This is a genomic window from Streptacidiphilus neutrinimicus (assembly GCF_000787815.1).
Taxonomy (GTDB): Bacteria; Actinomycetota; Actinomycetes; order Streptomycetales; family Streptomycetaceae; genus Streptacidiphilus; species Streptacidiphilus neutrinimicus.
Window position 1 is genome coordinate 15,645 of sequence record NZ_BBPO01000020.1, and the last position, 19,117, is coordinate 34,761.

18 protein-coding genes are annotated in these 19,117 nt (G+C 74.3%); 10 read left to right on the forward strand and 8 right to left on the reverse strand.

All coding sequences use genetic code 11. The features are described from left to right. Positions 1-65: 65 nt before the first annotated feature. Together TR48_RS15240 and TR48_RS15245 are read right to left on the reverse strand one after the other, a co-directional pair. Positions 66-593 (reverse strand): GNAT family N-acetyltransferase, encoded by a 528-nt coding sequence (locus TR48_RS15240; protein WP_084729435.1) that lies wholly within the window; start codon positions 591-593, stop codon positions 66-68. Between the two features lie 4 nt (positions 594-597). Continuing rightward, positions 598-1,494 (reverse strand): LysR family transcriptional regulator, encoded by an 897-nt coding sequence (locus TR48_RS15245; protein ID WP_042367221.1) that lies wholly within the window; start codon positions 1,492-1,494, stop codon positions 598-600. 84 nt (positions 1,495-1,578) lie between these two features. Between TR48_RS15245 and TR48_RS15250 the strand changes: the two genes are divergently transcribed. After that, positions 1,579-1,968 carry a RidA family protein gene (locus TR48_RS15250; RefSeq protein ID WP_042367357.1) on the forward strand — a complete coding sequence of 130 codons (390 nt, stop codon included), beginning with the start codon at positions 1,579-1,581 and terminating at the stop codon, positions 1,966-1,968. A 73-nt stretch (positions 1,969-2,041) separates the two neighbouring features. Here TR48_RS15250 and TR48_RS15255 read toward each other — a convergent pair whose 3' ends face one another. The 6 genes from TR48_RS15255 to TR48_RS15280 all read right to left on the reverse strand — a co-directional run bounded on the left by TR48_RS15255 (position 2,042) and on the right by TR48_RS15280 (position 7,868). After that, on the reverse strand, positions 2,042-2,971 hold the full coding sequence (locus TR48_RS15255; protein WP_042367223.1) for a trypsin-like serine peptidase: 930 nt from the start codon (positions 2,969-2,971) through the stop codon (positions 2,042-2,044). A 263-nt stretch (positions 2,972-3,234) separates the two neighbouring features. Further along, positions 3,235-4,209, reverse strand: a complete 975-nt coding sequence (locus TR48_RS15260) for a DMT family transporter (RefSeq protein WP_084729439.1) — start codon at positions 4,207-4,209, stop codon at positions 3,235-3,237. Between the two features lie 208 nt (positions 4,210-4,417). Then, positions 4,418-5,479 carry an ABC transporter ATP-binding protein gene (locus tag TR48_RS15265; RefSeq protein ID WP_042367359.1) on the reverse strand — a complete coding sequence of 354 codons (1,062 nt, stop codon included), beginning with the start codon at positions 5,477-5,479 and terminating at the stop codon, positions 4,418-4,420. Positions 5,480-5,607: 128 nt separating this feature from the next. After that, complete coding sequence (locus tag TR48_RS15270) at positions 5,608-6,552, reverse strand: ABC transporter permease (protein ID WP_084729443.1); 945 nt, start codon at positions 6,550-6,552, stop codon at positions 5,608-5,610. Positions 6,553-6,556: 4 nt separating this feature from the next. After that, positions 6,557-7,396, reverse strand: coding sequence for a molybdate ABC transporter substrate-binding protein (gene modA / locus TR48_RS15275; protein ID WP_042367225.1), 840 nt, complete (start codon positions 7,394-7,396; stop codon positions 6,557-6,559). Positions 7,397-7,475: 79 nt separating this feature from the next. Further along, positions 7,476-7,868 carry a TOBE domain-containing protein gene (locus TR48_RS15280; protein ID WP_042367227.1) on the reverse strand — a complete coding sequence of 131 codons (393 nt, stop codon included), beginning with the start codon at positions 7,866-7,868 and terminating at the stop codon, positions 7,476-7,478. A gap of 238 nt (positions 7,869-8,106) precedes the next feature. On the opposite strand from TR48_RS15280, the gene TR48_RS15285 reads away from it, so the two are divergent. From TR48_RS15285 to TR48_RS15325, 9 genes are all read left to right on the forward strand, one after another. After that, positions 8,107-9,327 carry an MFS transporter gene (locus TR48_RS15285; RefSeq protein WP_042367228.1) on the forward strand — a complete coding sequence of 407 codons (1,221 nt, stop codon included), beginning with the start codon at positions 8,107-8,109 and terminating at the stop codon, positions 9,325-9,327. A 79-nt stretch (positions 9,328-9,406) separates the two neighbouring features. Continuing rightward, positions 9,407-9,958 (forward strand): DinB family protein, encoded by a 552-nt coding sequence (locus TR48_RS15290; RefSeq protein ID WP_201777121.1) that lies wholly within the window; start codon positions 9,407-9,409, stop codon positions 9,956-9,958. 347 nt (positions 9,959-10,305) lie between these two features. After that, positions 10,306-10,701, forward strand: coding sequence for a cell division protein SepF (locus TR48_RS15295; RefSeq protein WP_042367230.1), 396 nt, complete (start codon positions 10,306-10,308; stop codon positions 10,699-10,701). A gap of 164 nt (positions 10,702-10,865) precedes the next feature. Next, positions 10,866-14,213, forward strand: coding sequence for a DEAD/DEAH box helicase (locus TR48_RS15300; RefSeq protein WP_042367233.1), 3,348 nt, complete (start codon positions 10,866-10,868; stop codon positions 14,211-14,213). Beyond that, positions 14,210-14,902 (forward strand): hypothetical protein, encoded by a 693-nt coding sequence (locus tag TR48_RS15305; RefSeq protein WP_152627986.1) that lies wholly within the window; start codon positions 14,210-14,212, stop codon positions 14,900-14,902. The genes TR48_RS15300 and TR48_RS15305 overlap by 4 nt, the downstream gene beginning before the upstream one ends. Before the next feature lie 142 nt (positions 14,903-15,044). Further along, positions 15,045-15,995, forward strand: a complete 951-nt coding sequence (locus TR48_RS15310) for an aldo/keto reductase (RefSeq protein WP_236652164.1) — start codon at positions 15,045-15,047, stop codon at positions 15,993-15,995. Further along, the gene (locus tag TR48_RS15315) at positions 15,992-16,864 is read left to right on the forward strand and encodes an MOSC domain-containing protein (protein WP_236652160.1); all 873 of its coding nucleotides are present in this window, start codon (positions 15,992-15,994) and stop codon (positions 16,862-16,864) included. Before TR48_RS15310 ends, TR48_RS15315 begins: the two co-directional genes overlap by 4 nt. Positions 16,865-16,901: 37 nt before the next feature. After that, positions 16,902-17,465: a TetR/AcrR family transcriptional regulator gene (locus TR48_RS15320; RefSeq protein WP_042367239.1), complete on the forward strand. Its 564-nt coding sequence runs from the start codon at positions 16,902-16,904 to the stop codon at positions 17,463-17,465. A gap of 48 nt (positions 17,466-17,513) precedes the next feature. Next, positions 17,514-19,055 (forward strand): MFS transporter, encoded by a 1,542-nt coding sequence (locus tag TR48_RS15325; protein ID WP_042367241.1) that lies wholly within the window; start codon positions 17,514-17,516, stop codon positions 19,053-19,055. Positions 19,056-19,117 lie beyond the last annotated feature (62 nt).

Genomic DNA, 19,117 nt, shown 5'->3' on the forward strand with positions numbered 1-19,117 from the left:
CGGCGGCGACACCGGCGAGTCGCGGGTGCCGCCACGCACGCCGCCAGAAGCTCGTCAGGCAGGCCTCAGCGCCGATCCGCGAGGAGCTCGAAGACTCGCACGCGGCGACCGCAGGTGGGGTTGACGGTCTCACGGACCGGGTGCATGCCCAGTTTGGTCATGATCCGTTCGGAGGCGTCGTTGCCCACCTGGGCGATGCTGAGGACCCGGTCGAGCCCCCGCTCGTCGAAGCCGAAGCGGAGCGCGGCCGTGGCGGCCTCGGTGGCGAGGCCCTGGCCCCAGTAGGGGCGTCCCAGCCGCCAGCCGACCTCGACGGCCGGCAGGAGCTCCGGGAGGAAGGTGGGCACCGAGAAGCCGGTGAACCCCGCCAGTTCGCCGGTGGACCGGATCTCCACGGCGAACAGGCCGAAGCCCTGCGACTCCCACTCGCTCTCCCAGGCGTGGATCCCGCGGCGCGTCTGCTCCTCGTCGCGGACGCTGCCGTCGCGGATCCAGCGCATGACTTCGGGATCGGCGTGGACGGCGGCCATGGGCGCGACGTCTTCCTCGCGCCAGCGACGCAGAATCAAACGGGGGGTCTCGAGCGTGACCATGCGATCATTCTGGATCACTCACGGCCGAGAGGAAGTTGGCGACCAGCGGATTGCGGTCGTCGCGGCGCCAGGCGACGGCGACGCGGGTGCGCGCGTCCCCTGGGGCGATGCCGCGGTGGACGACGCCGTCGAGGCGGATGCGGCGGATGCTCGCCGGGGCGAGGGTCACGCCGAGCCCGGCCTGGACGAGCGCGCACAGGGTCTGCCACTCGACGGCGCGCTGGACGATCCGCGGGGTGAAGCCCGCCTGCTCGCACAGCCCGACGATCTGGTCGTGCAGCTGCGGCCCCACCGCCCGGGGCAGCAGCACGAAGGGCGCGTCCGCCAACCGTGCGAGGGGGACCGTGCGGTGGGCCGCGAGCGGGTGCCCGCTCGGCAGCACCGCCACGAAGGGCTCACGAAGGACCACATGGAAGCCGAACTCCGGCTCTTCGTCCGGCGGTTCACGCAGCAGGCCGACGTCGATGCCGCCCTCGCGCAGCGCGGACAGCTGCGGGGAGCTGGTCATCTCACGGATGTCCAGCCGCACGTCGGGGAACCGCTCCCGGTAGGCGCGCAGCAGGCCGGGCAGGACGGTGAGGGCGAGCGACGCGGCGAAACCGATCCGGAGCCGCCCGGCCTCGCCGCCGCCGACGCTGCGGGCCGCGGCGAGGCCGTCGGCGAGCTCGGCGAGCGCCCGCTGAGCGGCGGGGAGCAGCTCGCGCCCGGCCGGGGTGAGCGTGACGCCTCCCGGATCGCGGTGGAACAGCGGATGGCCGACCTTCTCCTCCAGGCGGCGGATCTGCTGGCTGAGCGGCGGTTGGGCGATGCCCAAGCGGGCCGCGGCGCGGCCGAAGTGGAGTTCCTCGGCGAGCACGACGAAGGCGTGCAGCTGCGGGAGCGGAAGTTCGGGACGCTGCATACGCCTACAGATATCAGGTACTGCCGCAAGGAGTATTGGACGTATCACCCCAGCTCGCCTAGCGTTCGGATCATGACAGGGACCATCAGGGAGCGACGTCCGATCCTCAGCGGCTCGACCTTCGAGGAGCAGATCGGCTACGCCCGCGCGGTCGTCGACGGCGACTGGGTGCACGTCTCGGGCACGACCGGCTTCGACTACACCGCGATGACCATCTCCGACGACGTCGTGGAGCAGGCCGAGCAGTGCCTGCGCAACATCGGCGCCGCGCTGGCCGAGGCGGGCTGCACCTTCGCGGACGTCGTGCGGGTGCGCTATCTCCTGCCCGAGCGGGCCGACTTCGAGCCCTGCTGGCCCGTCCTGCGCCGCTGCTTCGGCGAGGTGCGGCCGGCCGCGACCATGATGGTCTGCGGCCTGGCCGACGAGCGGATGAAGATCGAGATCGAGGTGTACGCGCGCCGCTCCGCGCGCTGAACCGGCTGGGCGCCCCCGCCGCCCGGAGCAACCGTTACCGAACCGACCCCTCCCGGATCAGCCCCGCTCCGGATCAACCGCCCTCCGCGACCGCCCGGTTGTAGAGGGCGAGCACGTCGTCGTCGAAGTACGGGCTGTACGAGACGTCGGGGGTGTCCCCGCCCTGCTGGTAGCCGCCGATGACGCCGATGACCGTGCCGGTGCGGGTGGCGCGGTCGAAGCCGGTGAGCCACGGGCTGCCGCTGGTGCCTCCGGGGAAGGCGGGGCAGGAGATCTTCATCTGGTAGGTGCTCTGCTGCGTCGTGGTGTTGAAGCAGGCGATCGGCTCGCCCGCGTTGGCCGGGTAGCCCGTCAGCGCGACCGTGCGCCCGAAGCCGGCGTTGACGCCCAGCTTGTTGCCGCCGAGCACGGAGGCGATGGTCTTCCCGTCGACGCTGCCGAGCACCAGGAAGGCCACGTCCAGGTCGGGGTCGCTGGAGTCGATCCAGCGCTGGTCGACCACGATGCTGCGGATCGGCCACTCGCCCTGCGGCTCGGCGCCGTCGCGGTAGCCGGGTACGAAGACGATGTCGGTGTTGTAGTTCCCGCCCTTGCCGCCGTGGACGCAGTGCGCGGCGGTCACCACCATGCTCTGGCCCTGGCTCTGCACCACGCTGCCGGTGCAGAAGTGGTCACCGGCGCCGCTGTGCGCGAAGATCGCGCCGACCCGCGCGGTGATCTGGTTGGCGGGAGCCGTCGCCGTCTTCCCGCCGTGGGCGGAGACGGCCCGGGTGAGCCGCTCCTGTTTCCACGCCGAGGGCGAGGGCAGGGCGCGGACGACCGCCTCGCCGGAGGTGCTGGGCGCGGCGCCGGCGCCCCTTCCGCCGGGCGAGGCGGCCACGGCCGCCCCAGAAACCCCGGAGATCCCCGGGCTCCCGGACGCGGGCGTGCCGGACGCAGCGGTGCTCCCGCTCCCGCAGGCCGCCAGCAGCGCGGCAGCCAACACGACGGCGGCTCCGGTCACCAGCCGAGTCCGGGGCGCGCCCGGTCGCGTCCGGCGCGCCCGCAGCCCGTTCCACTCCGTTGACGGCTGCCGCTCCCGCAGTCGTTCCCGCACACACATGTGCCGCGCCCCTCCGTGGGATCCGCATCACCGCTCGGTTCGTCTGCGGTCCATCCTGGGACGCGAGGTGGACCGGCACGTGGCGGCGCGCCGGTCCACGCGGGTGCTCCCGAAGCGCCCGCTCCCGCACCGCGGGGTGCTGCCCCCGCGCCGCGCGCCAGGGGTCAGCGCCCCGGGCGGGACGCCCGCGCCGGGACGACGAGGAACGCGAGCGCGAGGGCCAGCACCGCGAGGCCGCACCAGGAGATGGCCGGCAGCCGCTCACCCAGCACGGCGACCCCCAGGACGGCGGCGACGGCCGGTTCCGCCAGCGTGAGGGTCGTGGCCACCTGGGCGCTGGTGCGCCGCAGGCCGTAGCCGAAGAGCCGGTAGGCGAGGAAGGTGGTGACCACCGCGAGGTGCAGCACCACGGCCGCGCCGCGCGGCGTCCCGAGCCACCCGGAGCCGGTGCCGAGCAGGACGGGAAGCACCAGCAGCGCCGCACCGCCGAACATGGTGCCGAGCACGGCTCCCGAGGCGTGGCCGTGCACGATGAGCCTGCCGCCGACGAGGGTGTAGACCGCGTAGGACAGCCCGGAGACGGTCGCGAGCGCGACGCCGAGCAGATCGACCGGCGCGGCGCCGGCGGTGAGGTCGGGCCCGAGTACCAGGAACGCGCAGCCCAGGACGGCCGCGCCCGTGGCAAGGCCCCAGCGCACGGTCGGCCGCGTCTGCCCGGTCAGCCAGGCCAGCAGACCGGTGAAGACCGGCGCGCTGCCGAGGGCGACCACCGTCGACACGGCGACGCCGGAACGCGCGGCGGCCGGGTAGAAGCTGAGCGGATAGCCGACCACCGCGATCGCGCCCAGGGCCAGCAGGCGGCGCTCGGCACGGGTGCAGTGACGCGGGAGGGTGCGGGCGCCGCGGCTGGAAAGCAGGAGCAGCAAGCCACCCAGCACCAACCCCGCCGCGCCGACTGCGACCGGGGACGCCCCGGCGGGCGCGAAGGAGGCCACCGTCCCGGTCGTGCCCCAGAGCACGGACGTGAGAAGGATCGGCGCGGGCCCGCGCAGCAGGTCGGGGCGGTCCGCGTGGACCGGTGCAGCGGGGGCCTGAGCAGGGGAGGAGGAAGAAGAAGAGATCGTCGTGCGGTTCGGCACAGTCGTGAACTTCCGTCGTCGGGAACCGTTCAGGGAAGCGGGTTCGCAACGGGCGCACGCCACGGCACCCGGGCCTTGGCCGGGGTGTGCTTCGAGGTCAGACCGTCAGCAGGAGATGCGCCCGTTCAGGCGCACAGCGGGGGCAGGACGGCGTGCCAGTAGAGGTTCACGCCACCGACCCTACCCGACGGGATCCGCGGGTCCCCGACTACGCCGGATAGGCACGGGTCTGGGAGGCCTTGACGGCGGCCCACACTTCGCTGCCCTCGTGCAGGCCGAGGTCGGCGACGGCGGCCGGGGTGAGGTCGGCGGTGAGCCGGAGCGGACCGGAGAGGTCGAGGCGGACCTGGTCGCCGTGGCGTTCCATGCCGACGACGGTCACCGGCCACTGGTTGCGCGCGCTGGTGTCCGGGCGGGCGCGGTGGACCGTGACCGCGGCGGGCGGGAAGGCCGCGAAGACGGGACCGTCGGCGGCGTCCGCGACGGCGAGGGACGGCCCCGCGTCGAGGGCGACGTCGTGGCCGGTTGCGGTGCCGCGGAAGAGGTTGAGCCCGACCAGGCGGGCGATGTAGTCGCTGCGCGGGTGCCGGGCGATGTCAGCGGGCGCGCCCTCCTGCACGGGCCGGCCGTCCTCCAGCACGACCAGGCGGTCCGCCAGCACCATGGCGTCGAGCGGGTCGTGGGTGACCAGGACGGCGACCGCCTCGAACGCGGCCAGGTGGCGGCGCAGCGTCGTGCGGACCTCCAGGCGGGTGCGGGCGTCGAGCGCGGCCATGGGCTCGTCGAGCAGCAGCAGGCGCGGCCGGGGCGCGAGGGCGCGCGCGAGCGCCACGCGCTGGGCCTGGCCACCGGAGAGGGCACGAGGACGCGACCGGGCGAGGTCGGCGAGGCCGACGCGCTCGAGCCACTCGTACGCGAGCGCGCGGGCCTCGCTCTTGGCCTGCCCGTGCGCGCGCAGGCCGAAGGCGACGTTGTCGAGGGCGGACATGTGCGGAAAGAGCAGGTAGTCCTGGAACACCACGCCGACCGGCCGCCGTTCGGTGGGCACACACACGCGCGCGGCTGGATCCTCCAGGAGCGCACCGTCCAGGCGCAGGTGACCGCCGGTCAGCCGGGTCAGCCCGGCGAGGGCCCGCAACGCGGTGGTCTTCCCGGCCCCGTTCGGCCCGAGCAGCGCGACGACCTCCCCGGAGGCGGCGGTGAGCGGGAGGTCGAGCGAGAAGGCGCCACGGTCGACGACCAGCCTGGCCTCCAGCGCGGGCGCGGGCATGGACCGGCCGCCCGACCGGTCCTCCGTCGGCGCCGCGGACGCGTCCGGCTCGGCCGTGGCGGGCTCGGCCGCGTCCTGCTCGGCCGCGTCCGCGGTCGGCGCGGGGTCGGGGTGCGGTGGGGGTGTGGTCATGCCTGGGCTCCCGTGGTCCAGCGGCCGCGCAGGGCGAGGAGCACCGCGAGGGAGACGGCGAGGAGCACCAGGCTGAGGGCGACCGCGGCGTCGGGGCTGTCCTGCAGTTCGAGGTAGACGGCCAGCGGCAGCGTCTGCGTGGTGCCGGGGAAGTTGCCGGCGAACGTGATGGTCGCGCCGAACTCACCGAGCGCGCGGGCCCAGGCCAGGACCGCGCCCGCGCCCACGCCGGGCGCGATCAGCGGCAGGGTGACCCGGCGGAAGACCTCGAACCGCGAGGCGCCGAGCGTCAACGCGGCCTCCTCGTAGCGGGTGTCGGCGCTGCGCAGCGCGCCCTCGACGCTGAGGACCAGGAAGGGCATGGCGACGAAGGCCTCGGCGACGACGACCCCGGCCGTGGTGAACGGCAGCGTGATCCCGAACGCGCTGTCGAGCCAGCGTCCGATGATCCCGTTGCGCCCGAGCACCAGCAGCAGCGCGACGCCGCCGACGACCGGCGGCATCACCAGCGGCAGGGTGACCAGCGTGCGGGCGAGCCGCCGTCCGGGGAAGTCGGTGCGGGCCAGCAGCCAGGCGAGCGGCACGCCGAGCACGAGCGAGACGGCGGTCGCGGCCGTCGCGGTGGTGAGCGAGAGGCGCAGCGCGGGCCAGACGACGTCGCCGCTCAGCAGCTCCGGCATGGAGCGCCAGGGCGCGCGGACGAGCAGGCCCACGAAGGGCAGCACCAGGAAGGCGAGGCCGATGACCGCGGGCACGAACAGCGCCCACGGCCGCCCGCTCCCGCCCGTCGTCGCGGGACCGCCCGCCGCGCCTCCCGCGCCGCGTCCCGCGACGCGCCCCCCGCGCGCGTCGCGGGACCACCGGGACCGCCGCCCGTGGCTGAGCACCTCGACCGGCGACGACTTCTCGTCGCCGGTCACGGCGTCGTGCTCGTCCGTCATGGCGTCACGGGGCCTGGAAGCCCGCGGCGGCGAGGACCTGCTCGCCCTGGGACGAGGCCACGAAGGCGGCGAAGGCCCGCGCGGCGGCGGCGTTGGCGCTGCCCTTGACGGTGGCGATCGGGTAGGTCGTGACGGCCTTGGCCGCCTCGGGGAAATCGACCCCGGTGACCTTGCCCTTAGCGCCCTGGACGTCCGTCTTGTAGACGAGCGCGGCGTCCACCTCGCCCAGCTCGACCTTGTTGAGCGCGGAGGTGACGTCCTGCTCCAAGGTGACGGGGCTCAGCTTGACCCCGCTCGCGGCCAGCGCCTTCACGGCGGCCGCGCCGCACGGGACGGTCTTCGCGCACAGCGCCACCTTGACGCCCGAGCCGGTCAGGCCGGCGAGGGTGGTCAGGTGCTTGGGGTTGCCCGGGGCGACGGCGATCTCCAGCTCGTTCTTGGCGAAGTCGACCGGGGTACCCGCGGCGTCGCCCTTGGAGACCACGGTCTGCATGGTCGCCGTGCTGGCGGCGGCGAAGACGTCGGCGGGGGCGCCGGAGACGATCGAGGCAGCCAGGGTGTCGCTGCCGCCGAAGTTGAAGATGACCGTGGTGCCCGGGTGGGCGGCCTCGAACTCCTTGCCCAGCTCGGTGAAGGTTTTCTTCAGCGACGCGGCGGCGAAGACCGTGACCTTGCCGCTGACGGCCGCGCCCGAGGCGGTGGAGGAGACAGAGGCCGAGGCCGAGGGGCCGGAGGAGCCGGCAGAGGAGGACGAGGAGCTGCAGGCGGCGAGCCCGAGCAGGGCGAGCGCGGCGGTGGCGGCGACGGCGGTGCGGCGCAGGCCGGGCACGGAGCGAGTGGTCATACGGGGAACCCCCAAGGTTCTTCGGCCAAGGTTCTTCGGCTCATCGGAAGGCACGGCGTCGGCCGGGACGGACCGCGGCTCAGGTCCGTTCGACGACGACGTTGGTCGACTTGATCACAGCTACGGCCGGCACCCCGGGCTCCAGGCCCAGCTCCTCCGCGGACTCCCTGCTGATCAGTGAGACCACGCGGAACGGCCCCGCCTGGATCTCCACCTGTGCGGCGACGTCCCCGAGGATCACTTCGGTGACGATGCCGCGGAATCGGTTGCGCGCCGAGGAGGGCAGGCCCCCCTCGGCCGTCTCCGACCGCGCGAGTTCGCGGGCGAAGGCGGCGAGCTCGGGACCCGGCACGATGCGGTGACCGTGTTCGTCCCGCTGCGCACTGAGCCGACCCGCGTCGACCCAGCGGCGCATCGTGTCCGCGCTGACGCCGAGCAGAGCGGCGGCCTCGCCGATCCGATAGCTGTTCACGTGACGATCATCCTGTCGCACCTGCTGCCCCTTCGTCACTCGTAGCATGGCACAAGCGAGCCTCGGAGTGAACTTCCTCTCGCATGTGCGGGCCTCCAGTGATCACCGGGGACACTCCCCGCTCTTTCTCCGCGCCTTCCTCCGCGTCCACCGCGCCCGTCCGCATGCTGACCGACCGGGTCGCGAAACGGAATCCGCCCCTAGGATCTTGGTACGGACCATAGACGGTGGGGGCGGCATGGGGAGTGGGCACGACGCGCAGGAGACGCGCACACTGCGCCGCGCGCGGCGCTCGGTCGCGGCGGTCTTCGCCATCCACGGCGCGGCGGCCGGGAGCCTCGCGACCCGGATCCCCTGGATCAAGGACCATCTGCACCTGTCCGCCGGACAGTTGGGCCTCGCCCTGGTCGCGCCCGCCATCGGGTCGTTCACCTCGATGCCGCTCGCGGGGCGCGTCCTGCACGCGCGCGGACACCGCGCCGGGAACGGGCTGCTGATCTGCCTCTACGCCGCCGCGCTGGCACTGCCCGCGCTGGCGCCCAACCTGCCGCTGCTGGTCATGGCGCTGCTCGTCTACGGCGCGACGGCCGGCGTCGCGGATGTGGCGATGAACGCGCAGGCCGTGGAGGTGGAGGCGCGGCTCGGTCGGTCCGTCATGTCGGGGCTGCACGGGATGTGGAGCGTCGGCGGGCTGCTCGCCTCCGGCGTCGGGATCGCCGCCGCCGCGCTCGCCGTGCCCGGCTCCGCGCACCTGCCGGCCATGGCGGCGTGTCTGGCGCTGCTCGCCCTGTCGGCCTGCCGCGGGCTGCTGGACGTGCGGCCGGAGCCGGAGGAGGAGGCGCCGCCGCGGTTCGCCCTGCCGCCGCGTTCCGCCTTCGCGATCGGGCTGGTGGGCTTCTGCGCGGTCTTCGCCGAGGGCGCGGGCGGGGACTGGAGCGGGGTGTACCTGCGGTCCGTCGCGGGCGCCGCGCCAGCCGTGGCGGCGGCGAGCTACACCGCGTTCGCGGGCACCATGGCGGCCGCGCGCCTTTCGGGCGACGCGGCCGTGCGGCGCTTCGGAGCCGTGCGCGCCACGCGGGGCAGCGGCGCGCTGGCCACGGCGGGCGGCCTGCTGGTGGTGACCGCCGGCAGCGCCGTGCAGGCCATCGCGGGCTTCGCGCTGCTCGGCGTCGGCATCGCCGTGGTGGTGCCGCTCTGCTTCGCGGCGGCCGGGCACAGTGGGGACAACCCGAGCCGGGCGATCGCGGGCGTGGCGACGGTGACCTACACCTCGGGCCTGATCGCCCCGGCCACGGTCGGTCTGATCGCGCAGGCGACGTCACTGCGCGTCAGTTTCGGCGTGGTCACGGCCCTGACACTGGGGCTGGCCGCAGGCGCGCGGCTGCTGGCCCCGAGGGCGGCGCTGCGCGGCCGGTCCGTCGGCCCGCGCGAGTCCGACGCAGTCGAATCGAATCTCTGATCGATTTCGAATATGCCGCTTTCTGGCTCATCCGACAAATCCGTGGCCGGAAAACGTCAGAGCCCGCAATCATAGGCGCATGAGTTCCTCCGACTCCTTCGACCCGAGGGACCGTCAGATCGTCATTCCCGCCAAGGACGAGCGGGCCGATCCGCCCTACCTCCAGGCTGAGCGGGTCATGCTCGAAAGCTTCCTCGAGTGGCACCGGGACACGCTGGCGGTCAAATGCGCCGGCCTCGACGCGGCCCAGTTGCGCGAACGTTCCGCGCCGCCGTCGACGCTTTCCCTGCTCGGTCTCGTCCGCCACCTGGCGGACGTGGAGCGGTACTGGTTCCGCGTCGTGCTCGGCGGGCAGGACGCGCCGGCGCACTTCTGGACCGAGCAGTCGCCCGACGGCGACTTCGACGAGGTCGACACGGCCGACGTGGAGGCGTCCGTGTCGACCTGGCGTCAGGAGGTCGCGCTGGCCAGGGAGCTGGCCGGGGCGCGCACGCTCGACGACACCGGCACCCGTCGCGGCGAGCAGGTGCCGCTGCGGTGGATCTACATCCACATGATCGAGGAGTACGCCCGCCACAACGGACACGCGGACCTGCTCCGCGAACGGATCGACGGCGTCACGGGCGAGTAGCGTGACGCCGGAACCGCAAGGCCGTGTGCACGACCGCGAGTCCGGAATGTGCCCCTCGGGGCGCGCGCGAAACCGGGTCTGCATCGAAGTCAGCAGATCCGGCGAACAAAAAATCGCATATCTGTTCGAGTGGAACCAGCTGAATCGCCGCCACGTCCGAATGAATCGTCAGAACGGTTGACACAGACGGCGCGGCGAGGCGTCCGGACGGGTGCCTTGTCGGTGATCAATGCGATACTCGGACAGCATCGTGGGAAACCACGTCAGCAAGAAGCCCGCCACGCACCGGTTCAATGCCGAAATCGCGGGCACCACACGGGGCAGCAGGATAGATGGGGAGGTTGGGCATGGGAGCAGCACTGCGTGACGACTACCGCGGGTGGCTGTCGCCGTCGGGGAGGTACCCGGTGGCGGTCCCGGACTACGAGGAGCCGTGGGACTCCCCGGAGCCCGACGCGGCACCGCTGTCCCCCAAGATCACCCAGGTCCGCCCGACCGGCTTCGAGTCCGCCCGTGAGATCGGCGAGCACGTCCGCGTCGGCACCCCGGTGATCATGGATCTCAGCCAGATGGCCGATCCGGACGCGAAGCGCCTGATCGACTTCGCCTCCGGCCTGGTCTTCGGCACACGCGGCACGATGGAGCGGATCGCCCGCCGGGTCTTCCTGCTGGCGCCCCCCGAGATCGAGGTCGTGGTCATCGACAACGCCTCGGACGACTCCGGCTTCTACAACCAGAGCTGATTGCGCGTCGGGCTCTCTTGCCGGAGCCCGACGCGCGGACACCGCCGGCGCCGTGCCCCCGTCGCGGCTCCGGCGGTGCGGATTCTGTCGGTGGCCCCGCTTAGGCTGCAGGTCGGAGGTGGACGGAGCAGCCGTCCCCCGGCAGACCGGGAGCGGGTGAGGCGATGTTCGCGCTGCACGGCATCTGGCGCGCGGACCGGCGCCTCGCGCTCTGGGCGGAGGACGCCGCCCGCCCGATCGCCCCGCCGGACGCCGAGGCGGGCCTGCACCCCTTCGCCTGTCCCCCCGCCGCACTGCGCGCGCTGCTGTCGGCCGTGGGGCCCGGCCTCGCCTGGCTCACCGAGCAGGCGGCGGAGGACGACACCCGCCTGCTGCTCCCCACCGCCGAGGGCGCGCCGCTCCCCTCTCCGGAGATCGCCTTCCCCTCGGCCCACGAACGCCGCGCCGCGGCGCGGCTGACGCCGTGGCGGGTCCCGAGTCTGCTCTTCACCCCGGGCCAGGCCGCGCAGCTTCTCGGCGCGCTCCACTCCCCCGACCGCCAGGCGGTCCACCCCGACCTCCCGGGCCTGGGCCCGGTCGAGGCCGCCTACGGCGCGTCCCTGCGCTGGCTCACCGCCCTCCACGACCTCGCCTGGCGCCTCTCCGGCCGCGGCCGGGTCCTCCCCGCGGTCACGCTACGGGGTCGCACCCCCTCCGGCTCCCCGGACGACCACGGCCCGGCCGCGCAGCCGGCCTCCGGCCCCGCCCAAGGACCGGTAGCCGCCGCAAGCCTCACCGCGAGCTCCCCCAGCGGCGACCTGCCCCACGGCCCCGTCGGCGGAGCCGACGGGCCGGCGCGTGCGTATGCGCGGTGGGTGGCGGCGCCGCAGGGGGCGGATCTGGGGGAGCTGGCGGGGCTGGTGGCCGCGTGTCCGCATGTGTGCCGGGCGGAGGCCGGGGCGCGGCGCGGGGCCGGGGCCCTGGCGGAGGAGCTGCTCGGGGTGCTCGTCGACGAGGAGACGCGGGCACGGCTCGCCTCGGTGCCGGTCGAGCCAGGGCAGGGCGGGGACGTCGCGGCGCTCGTCGCCGCGCTGTGCGCCGAGGAGGGCGCGCTGCCGGGCCCGGCCGAGCGCTGGCGGGCGCTGGCCGAGCGCCTGCGCCGCTGGCGCGCGCCGGGTGAGGGCGCCTCAGGCAGCGGGCTGCGGCTGGGCTTCCGGCTGGTCGAGCCGTTCGGGCAGGCCGAGGAGGACGAGGACCGCTGGTGGCTGGAGCTGCTCCTCTCCCCAGCCGACGAGCCCTCGCAGGTCGTCACCGCCGAGGACCTGTGGGCCGGTCGCGCGGGGGCCGAGGTGCTGGCGGAGACGGTCCCGGCGCCGGAGGGCCTGTTCGTGCTGGAGCTGCGGCGCGCCGCGCGCACGCATCCGCTGGTGGCCGTCCTCGCCGACGAGGGCCGGCCGCAGGGCCGGTGGCTGGACCGGTCGGAGGCCCTCACCTTCCTGCGGGACGCCGCGCCCCGGCTCGCCGAGGCGGGGTTCGAGGTGCTGTTGCCGTCCTGGTGGCGTGAGCCCCCCTCGCTCGGGCTGCTGTTGGCAGCGCGACCGGCGCAGGCGGGCGTGGTCGAGCAGGAGAGCACGGTCGGTCGCGACGAGCTGCTGGCCTTCCAGTGGCAGCTCGCCCTCGGCGGCGAGCCGCTGACCGTCGAGGAGCTGGCGCTGCTGACGGACGCGAAGGACACCCTCGTCCAGCTGCGCGGCCGTTGGGTCGTGGCCGATCCGGAGCGGCTCGCCGCGGCCACGGCGTTCCTCTCCCGCGAGGGCTCCGGGGAGATGGCCGTGTCCGAGGTGCTCGGGCTGATGCTGGACGCGCGCGAGCCCGCGGGGCTGCCGGTCCTCGCCGTCGAGGTCGAGGGCCGGCTGCGGGAGCTGATCACCCGCCTCTCCGGCGGAAGCGAGGACGGAACCGAGGGCGGGAGCGCGGACGGAAGCGGGAGCACCACGGCGGCCGGTGCGCCCGCGCCCGTCCCCCTGCCCGAGGGCTTCACCGCCGAGCTGCGTCCCTACCAGCACGACGGCGTGGCCTGGCTCGCGCAGCTCGCCCGGCTGGGCCTCGGCGGGGTGCTCGCCGACGACATGGGCCTCGGCAAGACCGTGCAGACGCTCGCCCTGCTCGCGGCCGAGTACGCGGGCGGCACCGGCGCCCCTCCGGGCGCGCCGACGCTCGTCGTGGTGCCGATGTCCCTGCTCGGCAACTGGGAGCGGGAGTGTGCGCGCTTCGCGCCCATGCTGCGCGTGCACGTGCACCACGGCGCCCGGCGCGGCGGCGCGGCGCGGGTGCGCGAGGCCGCGCTCGGCGCGGACGTCGTGCTCACCACCTACGGCCTGGCGGCCCGCGACTTCACCGCGCTGCGCGCCGTCGCCTGGCACCGGGTGGTCGCCGACGAGGCCCAGCATCTGAAGAACGCCGCGACGCTCCAGTCCCGCGCGGTACGGGCGTTGCCCGCCACGCACCGCGTCGCGCTCACCGGCACGCCGGTGGAGAACCGCCTGGCGGATCTGCACTCGCTGCTCGACTTCGCGAACCCGGGCCTGTTCGGCACGGCGGAGCAGTTCAAGGAGCGGTACTCCGTCGCCATCGAGCGCAACGCCAGTGAGCGCGCCACGGCGCTGTTGCGCCGCCGTACCGAGCCGTTCGTGCTGCGCCGCGTCAAGACCGATCCGGCGATCGCGGCGGAGCTGCCGCGCAAGCAGGAGATGACGGTGCTGTGCAATCTGACGGTGGAGCAGGCCGCGCTCTACCGCGCCGTCGTCACCCGGCTGCTCCAGCGGATCAAGGGGTTCGGCTACACGCGGGATCTGGAGCGGCGCGGCTCGGTGCTCGCCGCGCTGACCCGCCTCAAACAGGTATGCGACCATCCGGCGCTCTTCACCGGGGAGGGCGCGCGCGGCGGCGCGGTGCGCGTCGCGGGCCGCTCCGGCAAGGTGGCGCTGCTGGAGGAGATCCTGGAGCAGGCGCTCGCGGAGGGCGACACCACGCTCTGCTTCACCCAGTACGCGCAGTTCGGCAAGTTGCTCCAGCCCTACCTGCGCCGCCGCCTCGGCTGCCGGGTGCGGTTCCTGCACGGCGGCGTGCCCGAGCCCGAACGGCGCGCGCTGGTGGACGCGTTCCAGGAGGACGGGGAGCCGTCCGTCTTCCTGCTCTCGCTCAAGGCGGGCGGCACCGGCCTCAACCTGACGGCCGCCAACCAGGTGGTGCACCTGGACCGCTGGTGGAACCCGGCGGTCGAGGAGCAGGCCACCGACCGTGCCTTCCGGATCGGCCAGCGCCGGGACGTCCAGGTGCGGCGGCTGGTGTGCGTGGGCACCGTCGAGGAGCGGGTGGACGAACTCCTCACCGCCAAGCGGGCGCTGGCCGACGCCGTGATCGGCGAGGGCCTGCCGGCCGACGCGGGCGTGCTGGAGGTGCTGACGGCGCTGTCCCCCGACGCGCTGGCGGACGTGCTGTCCCTGGCAGAGGAGGCGGTGAGCGAGCTGTGAGCATGCTGCCGTGGTCGGAGCGGTTCCTGGCCCGCGTCGAGTCCCTGGGCATCGGCCTGTACGCGGCGCAGATGCGGGAGGCGGGCGGTTCGGCGCAGGTGCGGGAGGTGTCCGTGACGCCGGGTTCGGCGCGGGCCCGGGTCGGCGGCGTGGACGTGTGGGCGGACCTCGCCGTCTTCGACGCCGACCAGTGGCGGCTGGCGGAGGAGGCCCTGCTCCCGGTGCGCCGCCGCCTGCTCGCCGACGAGCTCCCGCCGGACACGGACGGGCTGCTGGCCCGGGTCGGCCTGCCGCTGCTGCCCGCGCGGGCGACGGAGCTCACCCTCGATTGCGCCTGCGGGCGCACCGGGGGGCCGGACGGCGCGGTGTGCCGACACGTCGCGGCGCTGCTCGGTGCGCTCGCCCTGGTCTTCGACCAGGACCCGTTCCTGCTGCTGCGCTGGCGCGGCCGCGACCGCGTCCGGGTCCTCGCCCACCTGCGCCGCACGCCGAGCCCGTCCGGCCCGGAGCCGCTCACGCCGACCCCGACGGGCTTCTGGACGGAGCCGGCCCCCTACCCGCCTCCGGGCGGTGACGAGCTCACCGCCGCACCCGCCCTGGACGAGCTGGGCCCGACGGGGCTCACCCTGCACGGCCGTCCGCTGGACCGCGCCCTGCGGCGGCTCTATCGGGCGATGACGGAGGACTGAGGGCCGAGGGCTGAAGGCCGAGGCTTGAGAGCCGAGGGTTGGGGCCACGGGGGCCGCGTCAGCGGGCCTCCGCCGCAGGGGCGGCATCTTGGCGACGGCACGGCCGCTTAATCGATGGCGGCCGCCCGACCAGGCGGCGATCATTCCCGGCGTGACCACAGAGAACACAACCACGACCCCGGCCGCCGACTCGCTCCCCGCCGCCGCGGCCGGGATCTGGACGCTCGGCGACCTCACCGTCAACCGGATCGGCCTGGGCGCCATGCGCCTGCCACAGACCGGTGCGGCCTTTCATCCCGACTCCCCGCCGCGCGACCGGGACCAGGCGATCCGGGTCCTGCGGCGAGCCGTCGAGCTCGGCGTGAACCACATCGACACCGCGGCGTTCTACTTCTCCGCCACCCGCAGCGCCAACGAGTTGATCAACCGTGCCCTGGCCCCCTACCGGGACGGCCTCGTCGTCGTCACCAAGGTCGGGCCCGGCCGGGACCCGTCCGGCGCGTGGACCGATCACGCCGGTCCGGCGCAGTTGCGCGGCCAGGTGGAGGAGAACCTGCGCCAGCTCGGCCGCGACCACCTCGACGTGGTGAACCTGCGGATCCTCGGCGACGCCCCGATCGCCGAGCGCTTCGGCGTGCTGGCGGACCTGCGGGAGCAGGGGCTGATCCGCCACCTGGGCCTGTCCAACGTCCGCCCGCACCACCTGAAGGAGGTCCAGGCGATCGCGCCGGTGGTCTGCGTGCAGAACCGGTTCGGCCTCGGCGCGGCCACCGCCGAACAGGACGAACTCCTGCGTGCCTGCGGCGAGCAGGGCATCGCCTTCGTCCCCTTCTACGCGATCGCGGGCGCCGGAGGGGAGCGGGGTGCGGGCGGCCCCGAGCCAGAGGCGCTCCAGGCGGTCGCCCGCGACCACGGCGTCAGCACCGCCCAGCTCCGGACTGCGTGGACGCTGCATCAGGGCCCACATGTGCTGGCCATTCCGGGTACGGGAGACCCGGGCCATCTGGAGGCCAACGTCGCGGCCGCCGGGTTGCGTCTGTCCGCGCGGGAGCTCGCCGCGCTGGACGCGGCACACCGGACGGGCCTGCGGTGACGAGCGCCTCCCCCGACTCCGCGACAGCCCTTTGCACGGTCGCCGCGCTGTGGCGCTATCCGGTGAAGTCGATGCTGGGCGAGGCCCTGGACGAGGCCGCCGTGACCGAGCGCGGGCTGGACGGCGACCGGCGGCTGGCGGTTCTCGACCTCGCGACGGGCAAGGTGGCCAGCGCAAAGCAGCCACGGCTCTGGCGGGGCCTGCTGTCGTTCCGCGCGACGCTCGCCGAGGGGCCCGCGGTGCGGATCCGGCGCCACGACGACGCGTCCGCGTGGGACGCCGGGGACCCGGCCGCCGACGCGCTGCTCTCCGCGGCCCTCCGCCGGTCGGTCACGCTGATCGACACGCCGCCGGTCGGCGCGTGCCTGGACCGCGCCCGTCCCGAGCAGGTGCTGCGCGACGGCGAGGCGGCCGAGGTGGACGCGGATGTCGTGGCCTTCGGGTCGGCCGCGCCCCCGGGCACGTTCTTCGACTTCGCGCCGCTGCATCTGGTGACCACGGCGACGCTGGCCCGGATCGGCGCGTTGAGCGCACGCGGGCGGGTGGAGGCGGAGCGGTTTCGGCCCAACCTGGTGCTGGACACCGGCGAGGGGCCGTTCGCCGAACACGCCTGGGCCGGGCGGGAGTGGCGGGTGGGGCCCGAGTTGGTGCTGCGCGTCGTCGCGTCGACCCCGCGCTGCGCGGTGCCGACGCTGGCGCACGGTCCGCTCCCGCGTGATCCGGACACGCTGCGCGTCCCGTCCGTCCACCATCGCGTGCCCGCCCTGCCGGGACGGCCCGCCGAGCCCTGTGTGGGGGTGTATGCGCAGGTCCTGAGGCCGGGGCGGGTCCGTCTGGGCGACTCGTTCACAAGACAACTGAATATCTGATGAGACAAGACTGTCTCAGTTGATATATCCTTGAAGCATGGCCACCGATCGCGAATCCGTCCTCCTCGCCGCCGTCGGGCTGCTCTCACGGCAGCCCACCGCGGCGATGGACGAGATCGCGCGCGCCGCCGGCATCAGCCGGGCCACCCTGCACCGCCTCTTCCCCGGCCGCGAGGCGCTGATCCACGAGATCGGCGCGCTCGCCCTGGCGCGGATGGAGGCGGCCCTGGACGTCGCCACCGTCGACGAGGGCGACCCCGTCGCAGCGGTCCGGCGTCTCGCGGACGCGTTGATTCCGCACGCACAGCTCGTCGCCTTCATCTCCGGCGAGAGCCGGCTCTTCGACGAGGACGCGATCAACGACGCCTGGGACCGGGTCGACGCCCGCGTCGCCGCGCTCTTCCTGCGCGGCCAGCAGGCGGGCGCGTTCCGGATCGAACTGCCCGCCTCCTGGCTCAGCGAGGCGTTCTTCGACCTCCTCGCGGGCGTCGGCTGGGCCGTCCAGGACGGACGCCTCGCCCACCGCGAGAGCACCCGTGCGCTGACCGAGCTCTTCCTCGGCGGCGCGGTCCGCCGGGACCATCCCGGTTCCGGCAGCTGATCCCCCGCTCACCACGCCTCCCCGCGAACCAGGACCGAGAACCCTTCGATGACCACGGACATGACCGTACCGCAGACCACCTCCGCCTACCGATATAACCGCCCGGGTGCGCCCGCGGGCAGCCCGCGCACCCGCTGGACCGCGCTCGCGGTCCTCGTCCTGGCCGTGCTCCTGGTGGCCGTCGACGCCACCGTGCTGGTCCTCGCGCTGCCCTTCATCAGCGAGAGCCTCAACCCCTCCGCGCCGCAGTTGCTCTGGATCGGCGACAGTTACTCCTTCGTGATCGCCGGCCTGCTGGTGAGCATGGGCTCACTCAGCGACCGCGTCGGCCGCCGGAAGCTGCTGCTGCTCGGCGCCGCCGCCTTCGGCGTCGCCTCCCTGCTGGCCGCCTACGCCCCGAGCGCCGGCTGGTTGATCGCCGCCCGCGCCCTGCTGGGCGTCGCCGGCGCGACGATCATGCCGTCCACGCTGTCGCTGATCCGGACTCTCTTCCCCGACGACCGCGAGCGCGCCCGCGCCATCGGCATCTGGGGCGCCGCGGCGACCGCCGGCGCCGCGGCCGGTCCGCTGCTGGGCGGCGTGCTGCTGGAGCACTTCTGGTGGGGATCCGTCTTCCTGATCAACGTGCCGCTGGTGCTGGTGCTGCTGGTTCTGGGCACCCGCCTGCTGCCCGAGTCCCGCGACCCGAAGCCGGGCGCGTGGGACCTGCCGAGCGTGGGACTGTCGCTGGTCGGCATCATCGGCGCGGTCTACGCCGTCAAGGAGGGCGCGGTCGAGGGCCTGGCCCGGCCGGACGTCTGGCTCGCCGGCGTCCTCGGCGTCGCCTGCCTGACCACGTTCTGGCGCCGCCAGCTGCGGCTGCCCATGCCGCTGCTGGACGTGCGGCTCTTCGCCAACCGCCGGTTCACGGCGGCCGTGCTGGCCGCGCTGATCGCCCTGATCGGGCTCTCCGGCGTCGTCTTCTTCCTGGCCCAGTACTTCCAGCTGGTCCGCGGCTACTCGCCGCTGATGGCCGGTCTCGCCGACATGCCGGCGTTCGCCGGGTCCACGCTCGGCGCGCTGGTCGCCGCGTGGCTCGCCGCGCGCGCCGGCCACCGCCGCGCCCTGGCGGGCGCGCTGCTGGCGATGGGCCTCGGCATCGGCGTGCTCGGCTGGCTGGACGCCACGACGCCCTACCTGGTGATCGGCATCGCGTTCACGGCGATCGGCATGGTCGAGGGCACCGTGTACGCCTTGTCCACCACGATGGTGCTGGACGCGTCCCCGGCCGCCAAGGCCGGCGCGGCCTCCGCCGTCTCCGAGACGGCGTACGAGCTGGGCACGGCCCTCGGCATCGCCCTGGTCGGCACCGTGACCACGGCGATCTACCGGTCCGGCCTCCCGGCGGGCAGCTCCGAAGCGGCCCGTAACTCGCTCGGCGGCGCGGTCGAGTCCTCCCGCGCCCTCCCGGCCGCCGAGGGCGGGAACCTGCTGCGCGCGGCACAGGAGTCGTTCGTCCACGGGCTGAACGTCGCCGCACTGCTCTCCGGCGGCCTGCTGGTCGCCGCGGCGGCGCTGGTCTGGTTCCTCATGCGCCTCACCAGGCGCTGACGCGCGCAGCCGTCACCTCCCCTCTGGCCCACAGCCCGAAAGCGGCCCATACTCGGCGCACT

Bases quoted from the DNA above. Each gene is read 5' to 3' on its own strand.
- TR48_RS15240 (WP_084729435.1), bottom strand. From the start codon at position 593: ATGGTCACGCTCGAGACCCCCCGTTTGATTCTGCGTCGCTGGCGCGAG.
- TR48_RS15245 (WP_042367221.1), bottom strand. From the start codon at position 1,494: ATGCAGCGTCCCGAACTTCCGCTCCCGCAGCTGCACGCCTTCGTCGTG.
- TR48_RS15265 (WP_042367359.1), bottom strand. From the start codon at position 5,479: ATGCCCGCGCCCGCGCTGGAGGCCAGGCTGGTCGTCGACCGTGGCGCC.
- TR48_RS15270 (WP_084729443.1), bottom strand. From the start codon at position 6,552: ATGACGGACGAGCACGACGCCGTGACCGGCGACGAGAAGTCGTCGCCG.
- modA (WP_042367225.1), bottom strand. From the start codon at position 7,396: ATGACCACTCGCTCCGTGCCCGGCCTGCGCCGCACCGCCGTCGCCGCC.
- TR48_RS15285 (WP_042367228.1), top strand. From the start codon at position 8,107: ATGGGGAGTGGGCACGACGCGCAGGAGACGCGCACACTGCGCCGCGCG.
- TR48_RS15290 (WP_201777121.1), top strand. From the start codon at position 9,407: ATGAGTTCCTCCGACTCCTTCGACCCGAGGGACCGTCAGATCGTCATT.
- TR48_RS15295 (WP_042367230.1), top strand. From the start codon at position 10,306: ATGGGAGCAGCACTGCGTGACGACTACCGCGGGTGGCTGTCGCCGTCG.
- TR48_RS15300 (WP_042367233.1), top strand. From the start codon at position 10,866: ATGTTCGCGCTGCACGGCATCTGGCGCGCGGACCGGCGCCTCGCGCTC.
- TR48_RS15320 (WP_042367239.1), top strand. From the start codon at position 16,902: ATGGCCACCGATCGCGAATCCGTCCTCCTCGCCGCCGTCGGGCTGCTC.
- TR48_RS15325 (WP_042367241.1), top strand. From the start codon at position 17,514: ATGACCACGGACATGACCGTACCGCAGACCACCTCCGCCTACCGATAT.